General features: G+C 65.4%; 13 protein-coding genes, 2 pseudogenes and 1 riboswitch. Of the genes and pseudogenes, 12 read left to right on the forward strand and 3 right to left on the reverse strand.

Features of this window, described 5'->3' with window-relative positions; all coding sequences use genetic code 11:
• Positions 1 to 5: 5 nt before the first annotated feature.
• Positions 6 to 908: a helix-turn-helix transcriptional regulator gene (locus BMW54_RS16805; protein ID WP_175472907.1), complete on the reverse strand. Its 903-nt coding sequence runs from the start codon at positions 906 to 908 to the stop codon at positions 6 to 8.
• Positions 909 to 1,056: 148 nt separating this feature from the next.
• Here BMW54_RS16805 and BMW54_RS16810 point away from each other — a divergent pair, with 148 nt between their 5' ends.
• The 12 genes from BMW54_RS16810 (at position 1,057) to BMW54_RS16865 (ending at position 15,241) form a co-directional block, all read left to right on the forward strand.
• A complete protein-coding gene (locus tag BMW54_RS16810; protein WP_175472908.1) occupies positions 1,057 to 5,637 on the forward strand; it encodes an autotransporter domain-containing protein in 4,581 nt (1,526 codons plus the stop codon).
• A gap of 78 nt (positions 5,638 to 5,715) precedes the next feature.
• Positions 5,716 to 6,240: a hypothetical protein gene (locus BMW54_RS16815; RefSeq protein WP_090058358.1), complete on the forward strand. Its 525-nt coding sequence runs from the start codon at positions 5,716 to 5,718 to the stop codon at positions 6,238 to 6,240.
• A 72-nt stretch (positions 6,241 to 6,312) separates the two neighbouring features.
• A complete protein-coding gene (locus BMW54_RS16820; RefSeq protein WP_090058360.1) occupies positions 6,313 to 6,687 on the forward strand; it encodes a BlaI/MecI/CopY family transcriptional regulator in 375 nt (124 codons plus the stop codon).
• Entirely contained in the window at positions 6,687 to 8,246 is a 1,560-nt protein-coding gene (locus BMW54_RS16825; protein WP_090058362.1) for a M56 family metallopeptidase, read from the forward strand. The genes BMW54_RS16820 and BMW54_RS16825 overlap by 1 nt, the downstream gene beginning before the upstream one ends.
• 42 nt (positions 8,247 to 8,288) lie before the next feature.
• Positions 8,289 to 9,782 (forward strand): serine hydrolase domain-containing protein, encoded by a 1,494-nt coding sequence (locus tag BMW54_RS16830; RefSeq protein ID WP_090058365.1) that lies wholly within the window; start codon positions 8,289 to 8,291, stop codon positions 9,780 to 9,782.
• 99 nt (positions 9,783 to 9,881) lie between these two features.
• On the forward strand, positions 9,882 to 11,072 hold the full coding sequence (locus BMW54_RS16835; RefSeq protein WP_090058368.1) for a zinc-dependent alcohol dehydrogenase: 1,191 nt from the start codon (positions 9,882 to 9,884) through the stop codon (positions 11,070 to 11,072).
• Positions 11,073 to 11,304: 232 nt separating this feature from the next.
• The gene (locus BMW54_RS16840) at positions 11,305 to 11,925 is read left to right on the forward strand and encodes a MotA/TolQ/ExbB proton channel family protein (protein ID WP_090058370.1); all 621 of its coding nucleotides are present in this window, start codon (positions 11,305 to 11,307) and stop codon (positions 11,923 to 11,925) included.
• Positions 11,922 to 12,344 (forward strand): ExbD/TolR family protein, encoded by a 423-nt coding sequence (locus BMW54_RS16845; protein WP_175472909.1) that lies wholly within the window; start codon positions 11,922 to 11,924, stop codon positions 12,342 to 12,344. Before BMW54_RS16840 ends, BMW54_RS16845 begins: the two co-directional genes overlap by 4 nt.
• A 1-nt stretch (position 12,345) precedes the next feature.
• Positions 12,346 to 13,560 (forward strand): hypothetical protein, encoded by a 1,215-nt coding sequence (locus BMW54_RS16850; protein WP_090058374.1) that lies wholly within the window; start codon positions 12,346 to 12,348, stop codon positions 13,558 to 13,560.
• Between the two features lie 57 nt (positions 13,561 to 13,617).
• Positions 13,618 to 14,358: a hypothetical protein gene (locus tag BMW54_RS16855; RefSeq protein ID WP_090058376.1), complete on the forward strand. Its 741-nt coding sequence runs from the start codon at positions 13,618 to 13,620 to the stop codon at positions 14,356 to 14,358.
• Entirely contained in the window at positions 14,355 to 14,657 is a 303-nt protein-coding gene (locus BMW54_RS16860) for a putative quinol monooxygenase (RefSeq protein WP_090058378.1), read from the forward strand. The genes BMW54_RS16855 and BMW54_RS16860 overlap by 4 nt, the downstream gene beginning before the upstream one ends.
• A 104-nt stretch (positions 14,658 to 14,761) precedes the next feature.
• Positions 14,762 to 15,241 carry a phosphate-starvation-inducible PsiE family protein gene (locus BMW54_RS16865; RefSeq protein WP_090058381.1) on the forward strand — a complete coding sequence of 160 codons (480 nt, stop codon included), beginning with the start codon at positions 14,762 to 14,764 and terminating at the stop codon, positions 15,239 to 15,241.
• 487 nt (positions 15,242 to 15,728) lie between these two features.
• Positions 15,729 to 15,947, forward strand: a riboswitch (cobalamin riboswitch).
• 489 nt (positions 15,948 to 16,436) lie between these two features.
• On the opposite strand, the pseudogene BMW54_RS19070 reads toward BMW54_RS16865, so the two are convergent.
• Together BMW54_RS19070 and BMW54_RS19165 are read right to left on the reverse strand one after the other, a co-directional pair.
• Positions 16,437 to 16,595: pseudogene (locus tag BMW54_RS19070) on the reverse strand (DUF3606 domain-containing protein); the annotation flags it as partial.
• Positions 16,587 to 17,324, reverse strand: a pseudogene (locus BMW54_RS19165) (HepT-like ribonuclease domain-containing protein); the annotation flags it as partial. The pseudogenes BMW54_RS19070 and BMW54_RS19165, both read right to left, overlap by 9 nt.
• Between the last annotated feature and the right edge of the window lie 86 nt (positions 17,325 to 17,410).

Consider the following 17,410-nt stretch of genomic DNA (forward strand, 5'->3'; position numbering starts at 1 on the left):
CGGTCTCAGCCAGCCGGGCCTCGCACGCTGCGATACGCGCCTGGCGTGACGCCGGCGATCCGGAGGAACACGCGGGTGAAATGGCTCTGGTCCGCGAAGCCACACGCGGACGCTACATCGCTCAGTGCGTCCGTCGAGCCGGCGAGCAGTTGCATGGCGACCTGGACACGTCGCCGCTGCAGCCACCGGTGCGGCGGAAGGCCGCTGGAGACCTTGAACGCCTTGATGAAATAACCGCTGGAAAGGCCGCAGGCGGCGGCGATGTCAGTGATGGAGAGCCGCCCCATGAGATCGTCGGCGAGCATCTCCGTTGCCATCCGGAGCTGCGCTGGCGCGAGGCCGCCGGCATGTCGCGTCGGCACCGGCGCGCTGGCCCCGTAGCGCGTCGCGAGATGGACCAGCAAGGCCATCTCCACGTGGTCGGTGAAGACGCGGCTGGCTTCCTGCGGGGCGACGGTGGCAGAAAGCAGGGCACTCGCGAGGTTCTCCACCACCGTGTCCCGGACGCTCACGCCCGGCGCGACGTCGAGCCGGTCGACGGGACGTTTCAGCTCCAGCGCCGTCGCGTCGAAAGACGACAACGGAACATGGAAGTTCATGCAGTCGAACCGGCTGAGCAGATTCGCCCGCCAGCGTTCGCGATAGTCGTAGACCGTGAACTCGCCCGCGCCGAACATGCGCGTCGGCACCCTTCGTCCGTTCCGCCAGAGTTCGCCGCGATAGTCGGCCAACTGAAGCGCGACGAGAAAAGCGCCTTCGAGCGCGTGCGGATCGCTGGGGCCGTGCCCTTCGCGCGCGCACGTCAGCCGGCTCACGGTGAGCCCGCTGCGGTTCATCGCCGCGTATCGCAGTTCGGTGTCGTCGACGCGCAGGTAGCGCATCGACCGGTTGGTGGTCGCGGAGGCCATCGAAGCGTGTTTCGTTCCCGGATAGCAGGTCCCCCGAAAGGACCACATGGCGCCGTTCCTCGCAATCATCCGTAGGGATGGGCGCGGGTCGGCTCACTGGAAGACCGTGAGATCTTGCGGCAAGATGCCGGCTCCACAGGGGGAAAACATGGAAGAACTGCGAGGTGTCGCCGCACCCGGCCGCGTGGCCGTGGGCGTCTGGGGAAAGCCGTGCGCGATCGCGCTGGCCGTGGCATTGGCGCTCGGCCTATCGGCCTGTGGCGGAGGGGGCGGCGGCGGCGGGAACGTCCGGCCGACGCCGCCACCCGCAACGGGCGGCGGCGGTACCGCCCCGGGCCCCAACGGTAACTTCGACGTGGCCGCGAACGTATCGACGGTCGTGCCCGAGACCCTCGCCGGTGCGATCGATGTCGTGAAGACCGGCGCCGGCACGCTCACCCTGACGGGCTACAACACCTACGGCGGACGCACGCAGGTCAACGCTGGTGCCCTATACGTCAACGGCGACCAGACGGCGGCGAAGGGAGCGACCACGGTCGCCGCCGGCGCGACACTTGGCGGTAGCGGCATCCTCGGTGGCGATGTGACCGTCGCCGACGGCGCGACGCTGTCCCCGGGCGACCGGGGCAAGACCGGCGTGCTCACCCTCAACGGCAGCCTCCGCCTTTCGTCGGCCTCGATACTCGACTTCGGTTTCCTGCAGGCCGCCGGCGGTGTCCAGTCGGGTGACCTGATCAACGTGCGGGGCGATCTCACCCTCGACGGCATCCTCCACGTCGACGTGGCATCGGGCGGCGACCCGGGCCCCGGCGTGCATCGCCTCTTCAACTACGGCGGCGTCTTGACCGACAACGGCCTGTCGCTGGGGAACATGCCGTCCACGGGCTGGTACGTGCAGACCGGCGTCGCGCATGAAGTGAACCTGATCGACACGCGTGGCATGCGATTCGGCTTCTGGGACGGCGCCGGAGCGAAGGGGAACAACGCCATCGACGGTGGCGACGGTACATGGAGCGCGGATCCAGGGAACGATACGTGGACCGACGCCAGCGGCGCGGCGAACGCCGGATTCAGCGATGGATCGTTCGCCGTCTTCCAGGGACGTCCCGGCACGGTGAGCGTCGATGGCGGCAGCGGCCCGGTCAACGTGTCCGGCATGCAGTTCGCTGTCGGAGGGTACGCCGTGCGCGGAGGCCCGATCCATCTCGTGGGCGACGCGGCCAATCCGGCACGCTCCACCATCCGCGTGGGCGACGGTTCGATTCTCAGCGCTCATATGGTCGCGACCGTCGACAGCGTGCTCGATGGCGATGCCATGCTTGTCAAGACGGATCACGGCACGCTCGCCCTCGGGGCAAACAACACGTACCGCGGCGGAACGACGGTCGACGATGGCGTGCTACAGGTGGGGACCGGCGGCACGACGGGTTGGATCGTCGGCGATGTCACGAACAACAGTGTCTTCGCGTTCAACCGCAGTGACGATGTGACGTACGGCGGCGTGGTGAGCGGCAGCGGCACGCTCGTCCAGAGCGGCACCGGGCGGCTGACCCTCACCGGTGTCAATACGCATACGGGCGGGACGACGGTGCGCTACGGCATCCTCGAGGTGGCGCCGGGTGCGACGCTCGGGTCGGGCGACATCGTCGTGGATGTGAACGACCATCCTTACGATCCGGCCGCCACGCTAAGGGTCGACCACGGCGTGACCCTTCCTAACGCGGTCTGGTTGATGGGCCACGGGATGATCGATAACGCGGGCGTGCTGAGTGGTAATACCTTCGGCATGCGCGGCATGAGCGACGAGTTCTTCGACGGCGGGACGGTCTGGAACCATGACGGCGGCATCATCCGGGGCATCCAGTCCGGTGTCGGCTTCGGATCCGCCATGGGTACGGTCAGGAATGGTAGCGGTGGCCTGATCGAGGGTGGCGATGCGGCCGTCGACCTGCTCGCCGGGGGCGCGATCTACAATGACGGCTCAGGTACCCGCATCGCGTCCGACACGGGTCTCGCGGCGCGAACGGCGTGGCAGTTCTCGTCGATCCGGAACACGGCTGGCGCCACGCTGTCGGGCCGATTCGGCGCCATCCAGATGCAGGCCGGTGGCAGCGTGGGCAACGACGGCATCGGCAGTTCGATCGTCGCATCGTCGGGTCGCGGTATCGAAGCGACAGGCGCGACCGCGTCGGTGAGCAACACCGGGGGTGCCCTGATCTCCAGCGCCGGCACCGCGATCTGGCTGCAGCGCGGCGGATCGGTCACCAATGGCGCGGGGTCGGTCATCGAGACCACCGGTACGCGGCGGGGCGACTGCAGCAATGCGGAATGCGCCATTTATGTCGCCACGGACGACGACGGCCTCGGACACCACACGGGCGGTGGCCTCACGCTCGTCAATGCGGGCAGCATCATCGGCGACGTGCAGATGTTCCGCACGGCGAGCAATAGCGTGACGCTGAGCGCTGGCAGCTCGATCCACGGCGATCTTCAGCTGGGTACGACCGCGTCGTCCCGGATGACCGTGGAAGGCGATGCGGGGACGGTGCAGTTGTATTCACAGGCGGTCACCGGTCGCACGACATTCGACAACGGGTACCTGTGGAAGACCGGAAACGGCAGCTGGATCTTCGACAACGACGATCTCAGGCCCGGTAGCATGACGATCACGAGTGGCACCGTGCAGGTCGGCAACGGCGGGACGACCGGGTCCCTCGGTGCACCCTTCAGGGTCGACCTGTACAACGCGAGTCTCGTGTTCAATCGAAGCGACGACATCGCCTTCGACGGACTGCTTGTCGGAAGCCACACGCAGGGCCAGGTGGGCTACCTCGTGCAGGCGGGCACGGGCAAGCTGACATTGACCCAACCGGCGGACATCAGCTCCCTGCGCGTCAGGATCGAACGGGGTACGTTGCAGATCGACGACACCGGCTCGCTTCCGGGAAGCGATAACGGCAGCTTCTCCATGGCCAATGTCGAAAACGACGGCGCGCTGATCTACGACAGCCAGTGGAACATCTTCGCGGGCGTCACCTCGGGCACGGGCTCCGTGACGCAGAACGGTTCCGCGTCGCTGATCATGGATCTCCCGAATACGTACGCCGGCGGGACCACGGTGAACAAAGGCAGATTGCAATCGTCTTACACGCTGCCGGGCGACGCGGCGGTGAACGCATCCGGCACCGTGACGGGCATAGGGCGCGGGTACTACGTGCCCGGCTTCCCCGGCGTGACCGGTAGCCTGTTCAACGCGGGCGTGGTTTCCGTGCGTGGTGGCGATACGAAGGTCGGTGGCGACTACGTTCAGTCACCCACGGCCACCATCGCGCTGGATCTGGGCAGCAAGGTCGCCGTCGACGGCATGGCGACGCTCGGCGGGGGCACGCTGAGGATCACCGGCGCCGACTCCGGCTACGTCGCCAACACGCATACCGACGTCCTCACCGCGAACGGTGGCGTTACCGGCGCCTTCGATCGGCTGGTCAAGGACACGGGCGTCGTCTTCACGGCGACCACCATCAACTACACGCCGAACAGCGTGTGGCTCGATACCACCGGCCTGGACGTGACGACCGCCGCGGCGGGCGACGGCGTGAGCTACACGGCGGCGTCGTTCCGCAGCGCGCAGCGCGTGCAGGCGGCATTCGACCAGATCGACGGCGAGATCGCGGCAAGCGGATCGCCATCGGCATCGAACGGTTCCCCCGCCGTCACGACCGCTTTCGTGCAGGCGGCTGGCGAGTTCCAGCAGGCGCCGTCGCTGCAGGCGGCACAGGCTTCCCTGCGGAGCCTTTCCGGCGAGCTCCATGCCGCCAGCGCGGCGATGACCTTCGAAAGCATCGACGCCTCGAACCGCGCCTTGTCGGATCGCCTCGACGCTCTGGCGTGCAAGAGCGACGGTTACGGCATGTGGACGCAGAGCCTCAACGTCGGCGGCGACATGGGGCGCACCGGCTACGACGGCATCGGCTTCCAGCTCAATGGCTGGCTGGTCGGCAGCGACAGTCCGATCGGCACTTCCGGCGTGGCGGGCTTCGCCTTCGGCCAGAGCACCGGGCGTCAGCAGCTCGATCGAAGCGCCGACCGGAATCGCAGCCGGAACACGGACGGCATGTTCTACGCCGGCTGGCTCGACGGCAACTGGTATGCGCATGGCCGCCTCGGCTTCGGGCGCTTTCACCAGGACGTCGATCGCCGGCTTCTGCTCGGCACCTCCGCACAGGGCGTTTCGACCAATTACAGCGGCAGCTACAGCGTGGCGTATGGTGAGACCGGGCTGCGCATGGGCTGGGCGGGGACACTCATCACCCCGTTCTTCAGCACGGAGTACGCCAGGATCGACCGCGACGGCTTCGCGGAGGACGGCGCCGGCGGATTCGGCCTGCGCGCCAATGCGCAGGTGATCGATCGCTGGCAGGCGGGCCTCGGGCTGCGCGCTTCGCGACAATGGAACTTCGCAGGCGGGCGCTCGGTGGCGGTGCGTGCGAGCGCGCAGTTCCAGCGCACACTCGCTTCGCAGGGTGACATCTTCGACGCCAGCTTCGTCGGACTGCATCAATGGCAGCCCCTTACCGGCGTGGGCCTGTCGCGCTATCGCGGCATTCTGAACGTCGGCATCGACGCGGCGCTATCCGAACGCACGTCGCTCACCTTCGGCTACGACTATCAGAAGGGCCAGCGCGATCAGGCACAGGGAGTCTCGGCCCGGATGCTGATGGCGTTCTGACGACGAGGCCACGGCATGCGGTACGTTCCGCTGGCGCGCCCCATGACCGTGAGTTAGGTTGCGGGAGTCACGCGTTCGATGAAGGAGTTCACGGTGCGGCCAGCGGTGGTGTCATGGATAAGCCTCGGATTGTCGTCGATCGCGGTCTGCTTTTCGGCGGCCGCTTTCATCGCCACGCAGCGAGGCGATCGAACCCTGCACGCGAGGGGCATCGTGATCGACGATGCCGCCGGTATCCCTCGCGTCGTCATCGGGGCGCCCTTACCGGGACCGACGATCGACGGGAAGACGGGCACGCGGGCGGGTGACCTCTCGGGTATCGTCATCAACGGCCCGGACGGCACCGAGCGCGGGGGGTACGGCACCGTCGACCAGGGCGGTGAAGCCGTGCTGACGCTCGATTCGGCCAACGGAAAGGTGGAGCACTTCAAGGTCGTATCGAACGCCAGGTCCGGCGCGAGCCTGTTCATCGTCACGGGCGATGCCCGCAAGGCGCTCATGTTGAGCACCTACAGCGGAGAGTCAAGGATCTCGGAACTGGCGGATGACGGTGAAGTCGGGACCTACGAAGCGAAGCGCCCTCCCGCGTCATCTACTAAATAATTAGTTGACGCGGGCGGCCCTTCGGGCGTATCACTACTACATCTTTAGTAGATATCGCCGCAGGGGCCGTGCATGAAGATCTCCCTCACCGACCGCGAGGCCGACGTCATGCAGGTGCTGTGGGAGCACGGGCCTTCCATGGTGGCGGACGTTCGCGAGAAGCTGAGCGACAGGCTGGCCTACACGACCGTACTGACGGTGTTGCGCACGCTCCAGGCGAAGGGATACGTCGGCTACGAAGAAGAGGGACGGGGCCACCGCTACTTCGCGAGCGTGAAGCAGCAGGCCGCTCGGAAGAACGCGTTGCAGCACCTGACGGACAAACTGTTCAAGGGCTCGACGGAACTCCTTTTCTCGCACCTGGTCTCCGAGCAGAAGCTCACGACCGAGCAGATCGGCCGCATGCGCAAGCTGCTCGCCGAGCACGCCGACAAGGACACGAAGTGATGCTGGCCTGGATGGTGTATGCCGTCCTCGTCACGGTGGCCCTCGGCGTGGCGGCCCTGATGGCCGAGAAGGCGATGGCATCCCGGCGAATGCCGAAGCGCTGGCCGTGGATGGCCGCGATCGCCGCCTCGGTGGCGCTGCCGATCGGCATGGCGACGGTTTCGGTGCCCACGCCCGCAACGCCGACGCGCGCGGCGTCCGCCATCGCCTTGCGGGACACCACCTCGATTCCCCTGGCGTCGGTCGCGATCGACTGGAGCGGAGCGAGTGCTTACACGGCGTCCCCGTCGGTGAACAGGGCGGCGATCGACATATGGGCCGCGAGCTCGTTCACCCTGGTCGCCTTCCTGTCCGCCAGTGCGTTGATCCTTCAGCGACGCAAGCGCCGATGGACCACGGACCAGCTGTGCGGCGTTCCCGTGCTGGTTTCAGACAGCGCCGGCCCAGCCGTGGTCGGCCTCGTCCGCTCGCGCATCGTGGTGCCGGCGTGGGTGATGCGCGAGTCGGTCGGGCAGCAGCGCTACGTCATGGCCCATGAGCAGTCGCATCTGCGCGCACGCGATCCGCTGCTCGTCGCCGGCGCCCTGGTGCTGCTCTCAGCCATGCCATGGAATCCGCTGCTGTGGTGGCAGTTCCATCGCCTTCGCTGCGCGATCGAGGTCGATTGCGATGCGCGCGTGCTGCGCTCGGGTGGCCAGGTGCAGGAGTACTGCGAGACGCTGATCCAGGTAGGGCAGAACCAGTCCGAATTCATCGGTTCGGTCACCGCCATGTCGGAATCGCGATCGTTCCTCGAACACCGGATCAGGATCATGCTTTCCCAACCAGGACGCTGGGCACGCGCCACCGCGTTCGCCCTGATCAGCGTCGCGCTTGGCATGGCGGTGTTCGCGACACAGGTGACGCCTCCCGCCACCGCCGTGCCGGCCACGAACGGGGCCATCCGGATCAGTCCGGATATCCTCGATGCCTACGCCGGCGAGTACGAACTTGGCGACTACTCGCTGGTCACCGTGGCGCGCAAGGGCGGCGACCTGACGGTGACGCCGATCGGCCAGTTCATGGCGCAGGGGACAATCGACGCACCGGCCATCAGCGAGACGTCGTTCGCGATTCCGGTGCTCGACGCGCGGCTCGAATTCACCCGCGGCGCCGGCGACCGCGTCGAGGCCATGGCGGTCTACATCCACGGCGCGCTGGCCGCGACGGCGAACCGCGTCGACGAGGCGCGGGCCGAAGCGATCCGGGCAGCGCTCGCCGCGAGGATCCGCGAACAGACACCGTACCCCGAGAGCGAAAAAGCGCTGCGACTCGTTCTGACCAATCCTCCCACCGACGCGGGCACGCGCTCCGGTACGCCGCCGAAGAGCGCGGCGCAGCGCGAGTCGCTGTCGAAGTACTTCGACGCGCTCGGTCCCGTGCAGTCCTATCGATTCAACGGCGTCACGGACTATGGCTGGGACAGCTACGACGTGCAGCACGAACACGGGGCCGAGCAGGTGTTCTTCCTGCTCGACCGCGACGGCCTGATCGTCAGCAGCGTGGTCCGTCGTCAGTAGGACGTCCGCCACCCCAATACATCCTGCAGAAGGACACGAACGATGCGAGGCATCGAACGACTCGTCATGCGTGGAGCGATGGTCGTGGCCGGGTTCGCCGCGGCACCGGCGTTCGCCCTGTGTCCCGAGCCTGCCGCTTCCGCGGGTGGGCCGGACAACGCGCACACGCGCTACGTGGAATCGCATCTGTTGCCGCCCGTCATTCGGAAGGGCGACACGCCCGTTACGCTGGCCGAGCGGATGCGCCAGTACGGCGTGCCCGGCATCAGCGTCGCGGTGATCCACGACGGCAAGCTCGCCTGGGCGCGTGGGTGGGGCGTGCGCGATGTCGTGAGCTGCAAGGCCGTGACGCCCGACACGGTGTTCCAGTCAGCCTCGATAAGCAAGGTCGCCACTGCCGTACTGGCGTTGCGCATGGTCGAGCAGGGAAAGCTCGGGCTGGATGCGAACATCGACGACGCGCTTCGTTCCTGGAAACTTCCGGCGGACCCGGCGCTGGCGCCGCACGGCGTCACGCTACGCCAGTTGCTCAGTCATACGTCGGGTCTCGGCGTCCATGGCTTCATCGGCTACATGCCCGGCGTGCCGCTGCCCACGCCCGAACAGATCCTGGGCGGCGTGCCGCCCGCCAACACGCCCGCCGTGCGCAGCGTGCTTCCTGCCGGGCAGACGTTCGAGTATTCCGGTGGTGGCTACGTCGTGACGCAGGTCGCGCTCGCCGACGCAGGCGGTGCACCGTTCGCCGAGCTTGAGCGACGCGAAGTGCTAGGCCCGCTCGGCATGACACGCAGCGCCTTCGCCATGCCGCCGTCGCCCGAGCTGGTCGCCAACCTGGCGTTCGGGCACGAGAACGGCAGCGTCGTTGCCGGGAACTACCGCGTTCAGCCGGAGCTCGCGCCCGCGGGCCTGTGGACGACCGCCGCGGATCTGGCCCGCCTCATCATGGATATCCAGGCCTCCGCCCAGGGCAAGACGGGTCATCGTCTGTCACCGGCGATGACGCGGCAGATGCTCACCGCGGTCAAGGACAACTGGGGCATGGGCGTGGCCGTCTATCCGAGCGGTCCGTCGCGCTTCATGCACGACGGTGTCAACGTCGGGTATTACGTGTTCATGATCGCCTATGCGGACAAGGGCGAAGGCGTCGTCGTGCTGACCAACGGCGGTGACCGGCGAATCGTGGCCGACGTCGTCCGCGCGGTGGCCACCGACTACGGCTGGCCCGACATCGCCGCACCGGCGAGCGAAGAGAAAACGCTCAGCCTTGCCGAGTACGCCAAAGCGGCAGGGCACTTCGTCGGCGGAGGACTCGATGTCGTCCTCGAAGCCCGGCCCGGCGGTCTCTACGCGAACGCTGGTGCGCCCGTCGCGGAGCGACTCGTCACGCTCTCCGCACGACGCTTTCGCTCCGAATCCCTGGGAATCACGGTCGAATTCACCCCCGACTTTTCGAGCTTCACGATGATCGAAGGCTCGCCGCCGATGAAACTGGTGCGGATGGAGGCACCTGCGTCGCCCGTGAAGAAGGCGACCTGACCGCGAGGATGCGGACGATCATCGGACGGCGACAGTTTGCGGGCCGGCCGTTCACGGCCCGACCGCTAGCGTCGTGGCTTCCACATGCCGGAGTATCTTATGAAAGCCATCGTCTTCCACGGGACAGGTGACATTCGCCTCGACGACGTGCCCGAGCCGACCATCGAAGCCGACACCGACGCCATCGTCCGGCTGACCAGCTCGGCGATATGCGGCACCGATCTGCACTTCATCCGCGGCACGATGGCGGGCGTCGAGCCGGGAACGATCCTTGGACACGAAGGCGTCGGCGTGGTGGAGAAAATCGGCCCGGCCGTGCGCAACCTGAAGGTCGGCGACCGCGTAGTCATCCCCTCGACGGTCGCGTGCGGGTACTGCTCGTATTGCCGCGCGGGTTATTCGGCGCAGTGCGACAACGCCAATCCGAACGGTCCGGGGACCGCGTTCTACGGTGGCCCGAAGGAAGCCGGCGGCCTGAATGGCATGCAGGCGGAGAAGGTCCGTGTGCCGTTCGCCGGCGTCAACCTGGTCGGCCTGCCGGACGAGGTCAGCGACGACGAGGCGATCCTCATCTCCGACATCTTTCCTACGGGCTATTTCGGTGCCGACCTTGCCGGCATCAAGCCGGGTCACCTCGTCGCCGTGTTCGGCTGCGGACCGGTCGGGCAGTTCGCGATCGCATCCGCGAAGCTGATGGGCGCAGGTCGCGTCTTCGCGATCGACCGGCATCCGGATCGGCTGGAGATGGCGAGGAGCCAGGGCGCGGAAGTCATCGACTTCTCGAAGGAAGACCCGGTCGAAACGATCAAGCAGCTGACGGGCGGCATCGGTGTCGACTCGGTCATCGACGCGGTCGGCGTGGATGCCGAACACGCGCACGAAGGGCCGGCGAAAACATCGAATACACCCGAGACGGCGAAGCAGGCATCGCCCGCCGCGCGCGAGGACGCCGAGCACTTCCGGGCGGGCGACGGACCGATGCAGTCGCTGGCGTGGGCCGTCGACGCCGTGGCCAAGGCGGGCACCGTGGCCATCATCGGTGTCTACCCGCCCTCGGATAACCTGTTTCCCATCGGCGCGGCGATGAACAAGAACCTCACCGTGCGCATGGGCAACTGCAACCATCGCAAGTACGTTCCCATGCTCGTCGAGCTCGTGCGCAGCGGGCAGGTCGTTCCGACGTCGATCCTGACCGAACGCGAGCCACTGAGCGACGCACTCGCGGCCTACGAGCAGTTCGACCAGCGGCAGCCCGGGTGGATCAAGGTCGAACTCGAGCCGTCATCATGATGCCGAATTCGTCGACTTGGCCTGGACCGCTGCTGCCCGGTGGGCGGCAGTGCGTTCGCGACCCCAACCCTGGTCCGCGAGAAGCGGGAAATCGACCTATACTCGGCGCACTCGCTGATGAACGGACGCCTATGAATCGTCGCCTGTTTGCCTGTTCTGCCGGCTCGATCGTTCCCGATTTCCCTGCGTCTCACCAGCTGTCATCGGCTTATGCCCGGCCGGGGTTTCCGTGATGGGTGAGCTGAGAGAAGGGGGGCTGGCCATCCTGGTCTTGCTGGCGATGTCGGTGATCGCGCTCTGGGTGGCTATCGAGAGGTTTCGGAGCGTTCGCAAGCGACTGGTCGTCCCCGAGGGCCTCGCGCGCCGGGCGGATGTCTTGTGGCAAGAGGGCAGGATCGATCAGGTCCAGACGTTGATCTCGAGCGATCCGAGTACGCTCTCGCGCATGCTGCGCTACATGCTGGACTATCGTGCGCACGATCTGGCGTCGATCACTAAGGGCGTGGAAGACATCGCCTCCATCGAGCTTCGCGACCATCTGCGCCGTATCTATCCCCTGGCGATCATCGCTACCGTTGCGCCAATCGTGGGTCTCCTCGGCACGGTGGCCGGCATGATCGAAGCATTCCACGCACTCGCCTTCTCCGGTCCGGTCGATCCCGCATCGCTCGCGAGCGGGATTTCGAAAGCCCTGGTCAACACGGCGGCCGGCCTTTGCGTGGCTCTGCCGGCGCTGGCCTTCTACCACGGTTTCAAATACCGCATTACCGCCTTTGGCCTCGAGCTGGAACGGCAGGCGGGCGCGCTCCTGCGGACCCACTTCATGGGCACGACGAGCGGCGCGACATCGTGAAGATCGATCTGGGGGACGATCATGAGCCGGAAATCGGGCTGGTGGCTCTGATCGACTGCATCTTCTTCCTGCTGATGTTCTTCATGGTGGCGACCACCTTCAAGGCGAACCAGGACAACAAGCGCGATCGGTCCATTCCCGTCGATCTTCCGAAAGCCGCGGCGACCTTTCGCGCGGACGAAGCATCGACGACGGGCATGGTCATCGCCGTGGCGCGCGATGGAGCGATCTATGTCGATGGCGTCGCGACGACGCAGAACCAGCTGCACGATCGTCTGCGCGACCTCGCGGCGCGCGATGCGCATGCGGTGATTCGCATCGACGGAGATCGCCGTGCCCCGTTCGAAGACATCGTAAGCATCATGGATTCGTGCGCCTTCGAAGGGCTCACCAACCTCGCCGTCCACGTCCGGCATTAGCATGGCCAGGCGATCGTCGTGGGATCCGTATCGCCCGATCCGAAACGAAAGCCCGGCACGCGATGTGCTCTGGTCCATACTGACGCACGCCCTCTTGCTGGGCCTGGCGTACTACCTGACTCAGCTCCGCCCGGCCTCGAACGACGTGTCGGGGCGGGTGCAGGCGACCCGCAACGCCGCTTTCCAGGCGGCGGCGACCCAGCGTCTGAACGACCTGTCATCCGCCGAGGCTGCACTTGCGCAGCGTTCGCAGGACACCGCCCCACCTCCGTTCCGCCCCATTCGTTCGGCGCGAGACGCTCTCGAGCAAGCGCGAGCGCGCTACGACGCCCTGAAGAAAAAGCACGCCGACCTGCCAACGCTGCCGAAGATGCCGCGCACGGAGGCCGAGGCACTCGCGCAACTGGCCCAGCTCGAAACCCAGCTCGCCGCGACGTCGACGCGCGACGCACAGTCGGGATCGCCCGGCGCCGCATCAGCGGCCGGGGACGCCAAGGGTGGGCCGGGAGGTGCCCGATTGGCCGGTTCTGCAGGGGATGCCGAGCTGACCCCGTTCGATGTCGCCACGGATCGTGGGCGCGGCGCGGACGTCGTGCCGCGGGGACGGTTCTCGTCCATCCCGCCCCTCGATGCGCCGGTCCGGGCGGCAGGGGGCCGCAGCGTCGGTCCCGGCGGCACGTATGCCAACCGCCTGTACGTCGACACGTGGTATGTCGTGGGGCCATTCGATGCGATCGGCGACCAGCCACTGGAGCATCAGGAGTTGCCGGAGCTGGCCGTCGATCTCGACGGAACCTACGCAGGAAAGTCGGGCAGAACGCTCACGTGGCGCCATGTCCAGGCAAGCGAATACCCGTTGTTCCTCCCGGATCCTTCCGAGAGCGCCGTCTATTACGGCTACACCGAGTTGAGGCTCGACCGTGACCGCGAGATATGGGCGTGGATCGGCGCCGACGACGCGGCGAAGGTGTGGGTGGACGATCGACTCGTCTGGAAAGGCGGCGCGCCGGTAAAGCCCTGGTTTCTGCGGGATGCCCGATCGATGAAACACGAGATCGCCGATTACAACCTGAGCGAGGGCAAGATACGCCTTCGTCTCTCCGCGGGCCGCCATCGGGTGCTCTTCAAGCTGTACAACGGCGCCGAGGTGATGTTCTTCTCGTTGGTTCTGAGCGACGCGCAGGAGCGAAGCAATGCCGCTCTCGTTCACCCGTGACGGGCGAAGCCATAGCCGCAAAGCGTCTGGCACACCACGCCACAAAAGGAGACACGTATGAAAATGGGTATTCGGTCCAAACGTGCCGTGGTTTTCGTTGCGGCTGCTCTAGGATTCGCGGACGCAGCCTGCGCTGAGGAGTCGCCCCCCGTCGTCCTGTCGTTGCCGTCGGAGGCGGCTTTGGCGGAACGAGGTATCGTCACATTCTCGATCACGAATCCAACCGACGAGAACATGGCAGCCGTCTCGCTTGAGACCCCGTTCGCCATCGCCGACGATCGATTGGCAAACCCGGAGTTCGAAGTGAGCGATGCCAGTGGACGCGAACTCCCGTACAAGGGTCGCCAGGTGCGCTTCGGGCCGCCCGAGGCTTCCACGTTTCTGCTCATAGGGCCGCATCAGACGCTTAGCAAAAACGTCGATCTGGGTTCAGATTACGACATCCGTGAGGGCGGCGCCTATAAGGTCACGTACGTCAAAACGCTGCGTTTACTACGCGGGTCAGGGGTGGAGAAGATCAAGGACATCGGGCCAGAGGAGGAGATCCCTCTGCAAGCTGTTCGTAGCAACACCCTTACGATCTGGATGAATGATGCACTGATGACAGGAGCATCCGTATACCGTTCCCGTCGGGTCGCCGAAGATGCTTTCGCAGTGTGTTCGCCGAGTCAGTGCCCGACATCAGGCAGCGACGTTTCAGCGGATTCGCTCTTCATCGTGAGGCGGCACGTGCATCCTGTCGCCAATCGGCGCAGTATCGAGTCGTTCGGATCTACCACCCACCGGAGATCGACATGACGACCAAGAGCCTCTACGTTGAACTGCACGCGAAGCCCGGCCGCGAAGAAGACGTTGCCGCCTTCCTCGAGAGCGCGAAGGGACTCGTCGATGCCGAACCCGGCACCACCACCTGGTTCGCCGTTCGTTTCGACTCGAGCACGTTCGCGATATTCGACGCCTTCGGCGACGACACGGGCCGCGACGCCCATCTGAACGGCAAGGTCGCCGCGGCGCTGATGGACAACGCGAGCGAGCTGCTCGCCAGCGCACCGGTGATTCGCAAGGCCGATGTACTGGCCGACAAGCTGCCCGGCTGAGGGGGCCAGTCAGTTCGGGTCGAAGGGGCCGCATCGAGTTCTGCGAGCTCCTTCGAACCTTCGCATTCGCTGCCAAGGCCGGCGCCCGGTAGAGGATCACCTCCATGCAATCGAGTCGATTGAAACAGCTCACCGTCAGCTGGTCGCTCCTCGGTTATTACCAGCGTTTCGAAGCGATCGTCGCGCTGGCTCTCACCTTCCTGATCAGCGTGATCATCATCGTCGCTCTGGTTCGCCTTGCGATGGGCGTCGTGAACGGCCTGGTGTTCAGCGCGATGGATCCACTGGACCACGCGGTATTCCAGACGGTGTTCGGCGAGATCATGACGCTGTTGATCGCCCTCGAATTCAATCACACGTTGCAGTACATGGTCGCGCGACAGCAGAGCATCGTGCAGACATCGGTACTGTTGCTCATCGCCATTCTCGCCCTTGCGCGGAAGTTCATCCTGCTCGATCTCAAAGCAGTAAGCGCGGCCCAGGTGCTTGCACTGGCGGGTGCGACCTTAGCCCTGGGGCTGACCTATTGGTTCATTCGCGCCCGTCGTGACGCGGACGGTGCATCGGCGTCGAGTTCATCGTAGCGGCGGCGGACTTCCGCGCTTTGCTGATCGGTCACGCTCGATGCCCCGACCCAGGTCGCCCGCTCGTTCGCCAACGTGCATGCGAAGCTCGCCTGGCCTCTATCCCGTTCAACGTGGACGGATTCGCATAGTTTGTACGTATTACAAGCCCGTAGTTTGAGCATCTGGCCGTTTCTTCCGGGCAGTGGAGCTCGATCGGCCATCGATATGACCATAGTTTGTACATGCGAGGTCACATGGGTTCCGGGATCGAAACGCCACCCGGCACGGGCTGCTCGGCCATATTAACTCCAAATTAACGACTAGTGATCTTTCCCGGGCGACTGCAAGAGTGGCCTGCCGGTCACCCTCGCCGCGGAGTGAGCCGCAGCCCAGAGCTCGCGATCGACACCCCGGCTCGGTCCGAGGACGCGCCCCGCCGGCCAGGCATCAGCGAGGCCGCAGGCGTGAGCGAGCTAGCGGCTGTATTGACCCGCCCCAATTCCCCCTATACGTTGGGGCCGCTGGTGTCCGAGGCGGCGCGTCTGCCCGTCGGACTTAATAGGGAATCCGGTGTAAATCCGAAACTGGTCCCGTAGCGGTAAGTGGAAACGACCCCGTTCTATGCACTGGCTCCATGGGGAGCTGGGAAGCGGCGGGTAGGCCGGGAGGCGAAAGCCCCTATGTCCACGAAGTCCGAAGACCTGCCAGCCGCCGCCGCCCTTCCTGGGCGCGGTTCGTTGCATACGCGCCCTGGTGCTAACACGCTTCCCACCAGCTCGCCTTGCTAACAGTCCAACCTTGGCGAGGACCCAAGGAAAGTCTGGTCCCTCAGGAGCCTCATTTATGAGCGCGATCGCTGCTGTGCTTGGCGTGCTTAAACGCCTTCCATCGTTCCGCTGTTTCGTCGCTGTCGATATTGGACAGACGTCTCTCAGCCTAACCCTGGAGGCCAAGCGCATTTAACGCTGGGTGGTGACGCCGGGCTGCACGGCCGAGCAGTCCGGCGTTCGTCATCGCGTAAGCGCATTCTAGTGCCGCGCCGAACATTTCAACCGATGATCCCCGAAATCTGCTCGAAGGCAGCCTTCGAGCACGCAGAGAATGGCTGAATTGAATCGCACTCTCTGCGGGCCTTACCGCCTTTTCTTTGCCTGTAAACCGGCCGTCACTCGTCGTCACGGTCCTCGCCATGGTCCTCGCCGTGCTGCTTTTGCCGGGTCAGCTCCCGCCTCACCATGTCGGCGGAAGGGCCGACCTTCGCCACAGCCTGGCGAAGCTTCTCCTCCGACACGCCAAGCTGCCGAGTCCAGTAGCGCAGCTCGTACGCTTCGTGGATGTTAATCTTCTTTACGTCCTGAATGAGGCTATTGATCTCGTTCGCCGTGTGCGTCAGCTTTTCAATCTTCGACGGCGTTATCTCCCACTCGCCGTGGACGATCTTATTGCGGTAGCGCATCAGGTCACGAAAAAGGCGCGATGTGTCCTGGTCGACCAGCCCAGTCGTCGCCAGCAGTTCTAATGCCTGGTACGCCTTTGGGGGCGGCGGCACCCCGAAATTGTCAGTGAACCGTTCGTTGATGTTCCTGGTCAGCTCGTCCGTGGCTTCGACCAGCTGAGCAAGAATAGGGATCTGCTTGTAGAGTCGCGTGCGACGTCGTCGCTTTAACAGCACAGGCGTCGACCGCAAGTCCTCGGTTGTGATCTTGCCGCTCGCGCCGCTCCATTCCCTGTCCCCTTCCGCGTCCGCGCCCCCTTCCGTCGGCGGCGACGGTGCGGCCGGCAGCTGCTCGATGCCGTCCTCTACACTTGCCTCGGATGCCTTCGCAATGGCGATGGCATCTGTGCGTTCCGCGAGAGAGTCAATCGCGAACTCCAGCTCGGCGCCGCCAAACTTCGCTCGGCGCAGCTGGGTCAGAAGCTTCGCCATGTCTGGAAGCATGACGCAGGCGGCAGCTGCCAGAATCAGGTACAGCGAAAGTGAATCGAACGTCAGCTTCGGAAAGATCATTCGCGCGAAAACAATGCCGACGCACAGCGCCGCAAATAGCCGCTGCGCCTTCAGCGCGCACAGCCACGTTATCAATCGTCGCAGCTTTCCCATGTTGTTCCCCTGCACCGCTTGAGCAGCGGCATGCTTGATGGCTTAGCCCAACAGCACCCCAATGCGGAATAGCGCCAAGGGGAATT

The sequence above is a fragment of the Luteibacter sp. 329MFSha genome (assembly GCF_900111665.1).
In the GTDB taxonomy this organism is placed as follows: Bacteria; Pseudomonadota; Gammaproteobacteria; order Xanthomonadales; family Rhodanobacteraceae; genus Luteibacter.

Excerpts from the sequence above, each read along its gene's own strand:
- BMW54_RS16805 (WP_175472907.1), bottom strand. The coding sequence starts at position 908 with ATGGCCTCCGCGACCACCAACCGGTCGATGCGCTACCTGCGCGTCGAC.
- BMW54_RS16810 (WP_175472908.1), top strand. The coding sequence starts at position 1,057 with ATGGAAGAACTGCGAGGTGTCGCCGCACCCGGCCGCGTGGCCGTGGGC.
- BMW54_RS16815 (WP_090058358.1), top strand. The coding sequence starts at position 5,716 with ATGAAGGAGTTCACGGTGCGGCCAGCGGTGGTGTCATGGATAAGCCTC.
- BMW54_RS16820 (WP_090058360.1), top strand. The coding sequence starts at position 6,313 with ATGAAGATCTCCCTCACCGACCGCGAGGCCGACGTCATGCAGGTGCTG.
- BMW54_RS16825 (WP_090058362.1), top strand. The coding sequence starts at position 6,687 with ATGCTGGCCTGGATGGTGTATGCCGTCCTCGTCACGGTGGCCCTCGGC.
- BMW54_RS16830 (WP_090058365.1), top strand. The coding sequence starts at position 8,289 with ATGCGAGGCATCGAACGACTCGTCATGCGTGGAGCGATGGTCGTGGCC.
- BMW54_RS16835 (WP_090058368.1), top strand. The coding sequence starts at position 9,882 with ATGAAAGCCATCGTCTTCCACGGGACAGGTGACATTCGCCTCGACGAC.
- BMW54_RS16840 (WP_090058370.1), top strand. The coding sequence starts at position 11,305 with ATGGGTGAGCTGAGAGAAGGGGGGCTGGCCATCCTGGTCTTGCTGGCG.
- BMW54_RS16850 (WP_090058374.1), top strand. The coding sequence starts at position 12,346 with ATGGCCAGGCGATCGTCGTGGGATCCGTATCGCCCGATCCGAAACGAA.
- BMW54_RS16855 (WP_090058376.1), top strand. The coding sequence starts at position 13,618 with ATGAAAATGGGTATTCGGTCCAAACGTGCCGTGGTTTTCGTTGCGGCT.
- BMW54_RS16860 (WP_090058378.1), top strand. The coding sequence starts at position 14,355 with ATGACGACCAAGAGCCTCTACGTTGAACTGCACGCGAAGCCCGGCCGC.
- BMW54_RS16865 (WP_090058381.1), top strand. The coding sequence starts at position 14,762 with ATGCAATCGAGTCGATTGAAACAGCTCACCGTCAGCTGGTCGCTCCTC.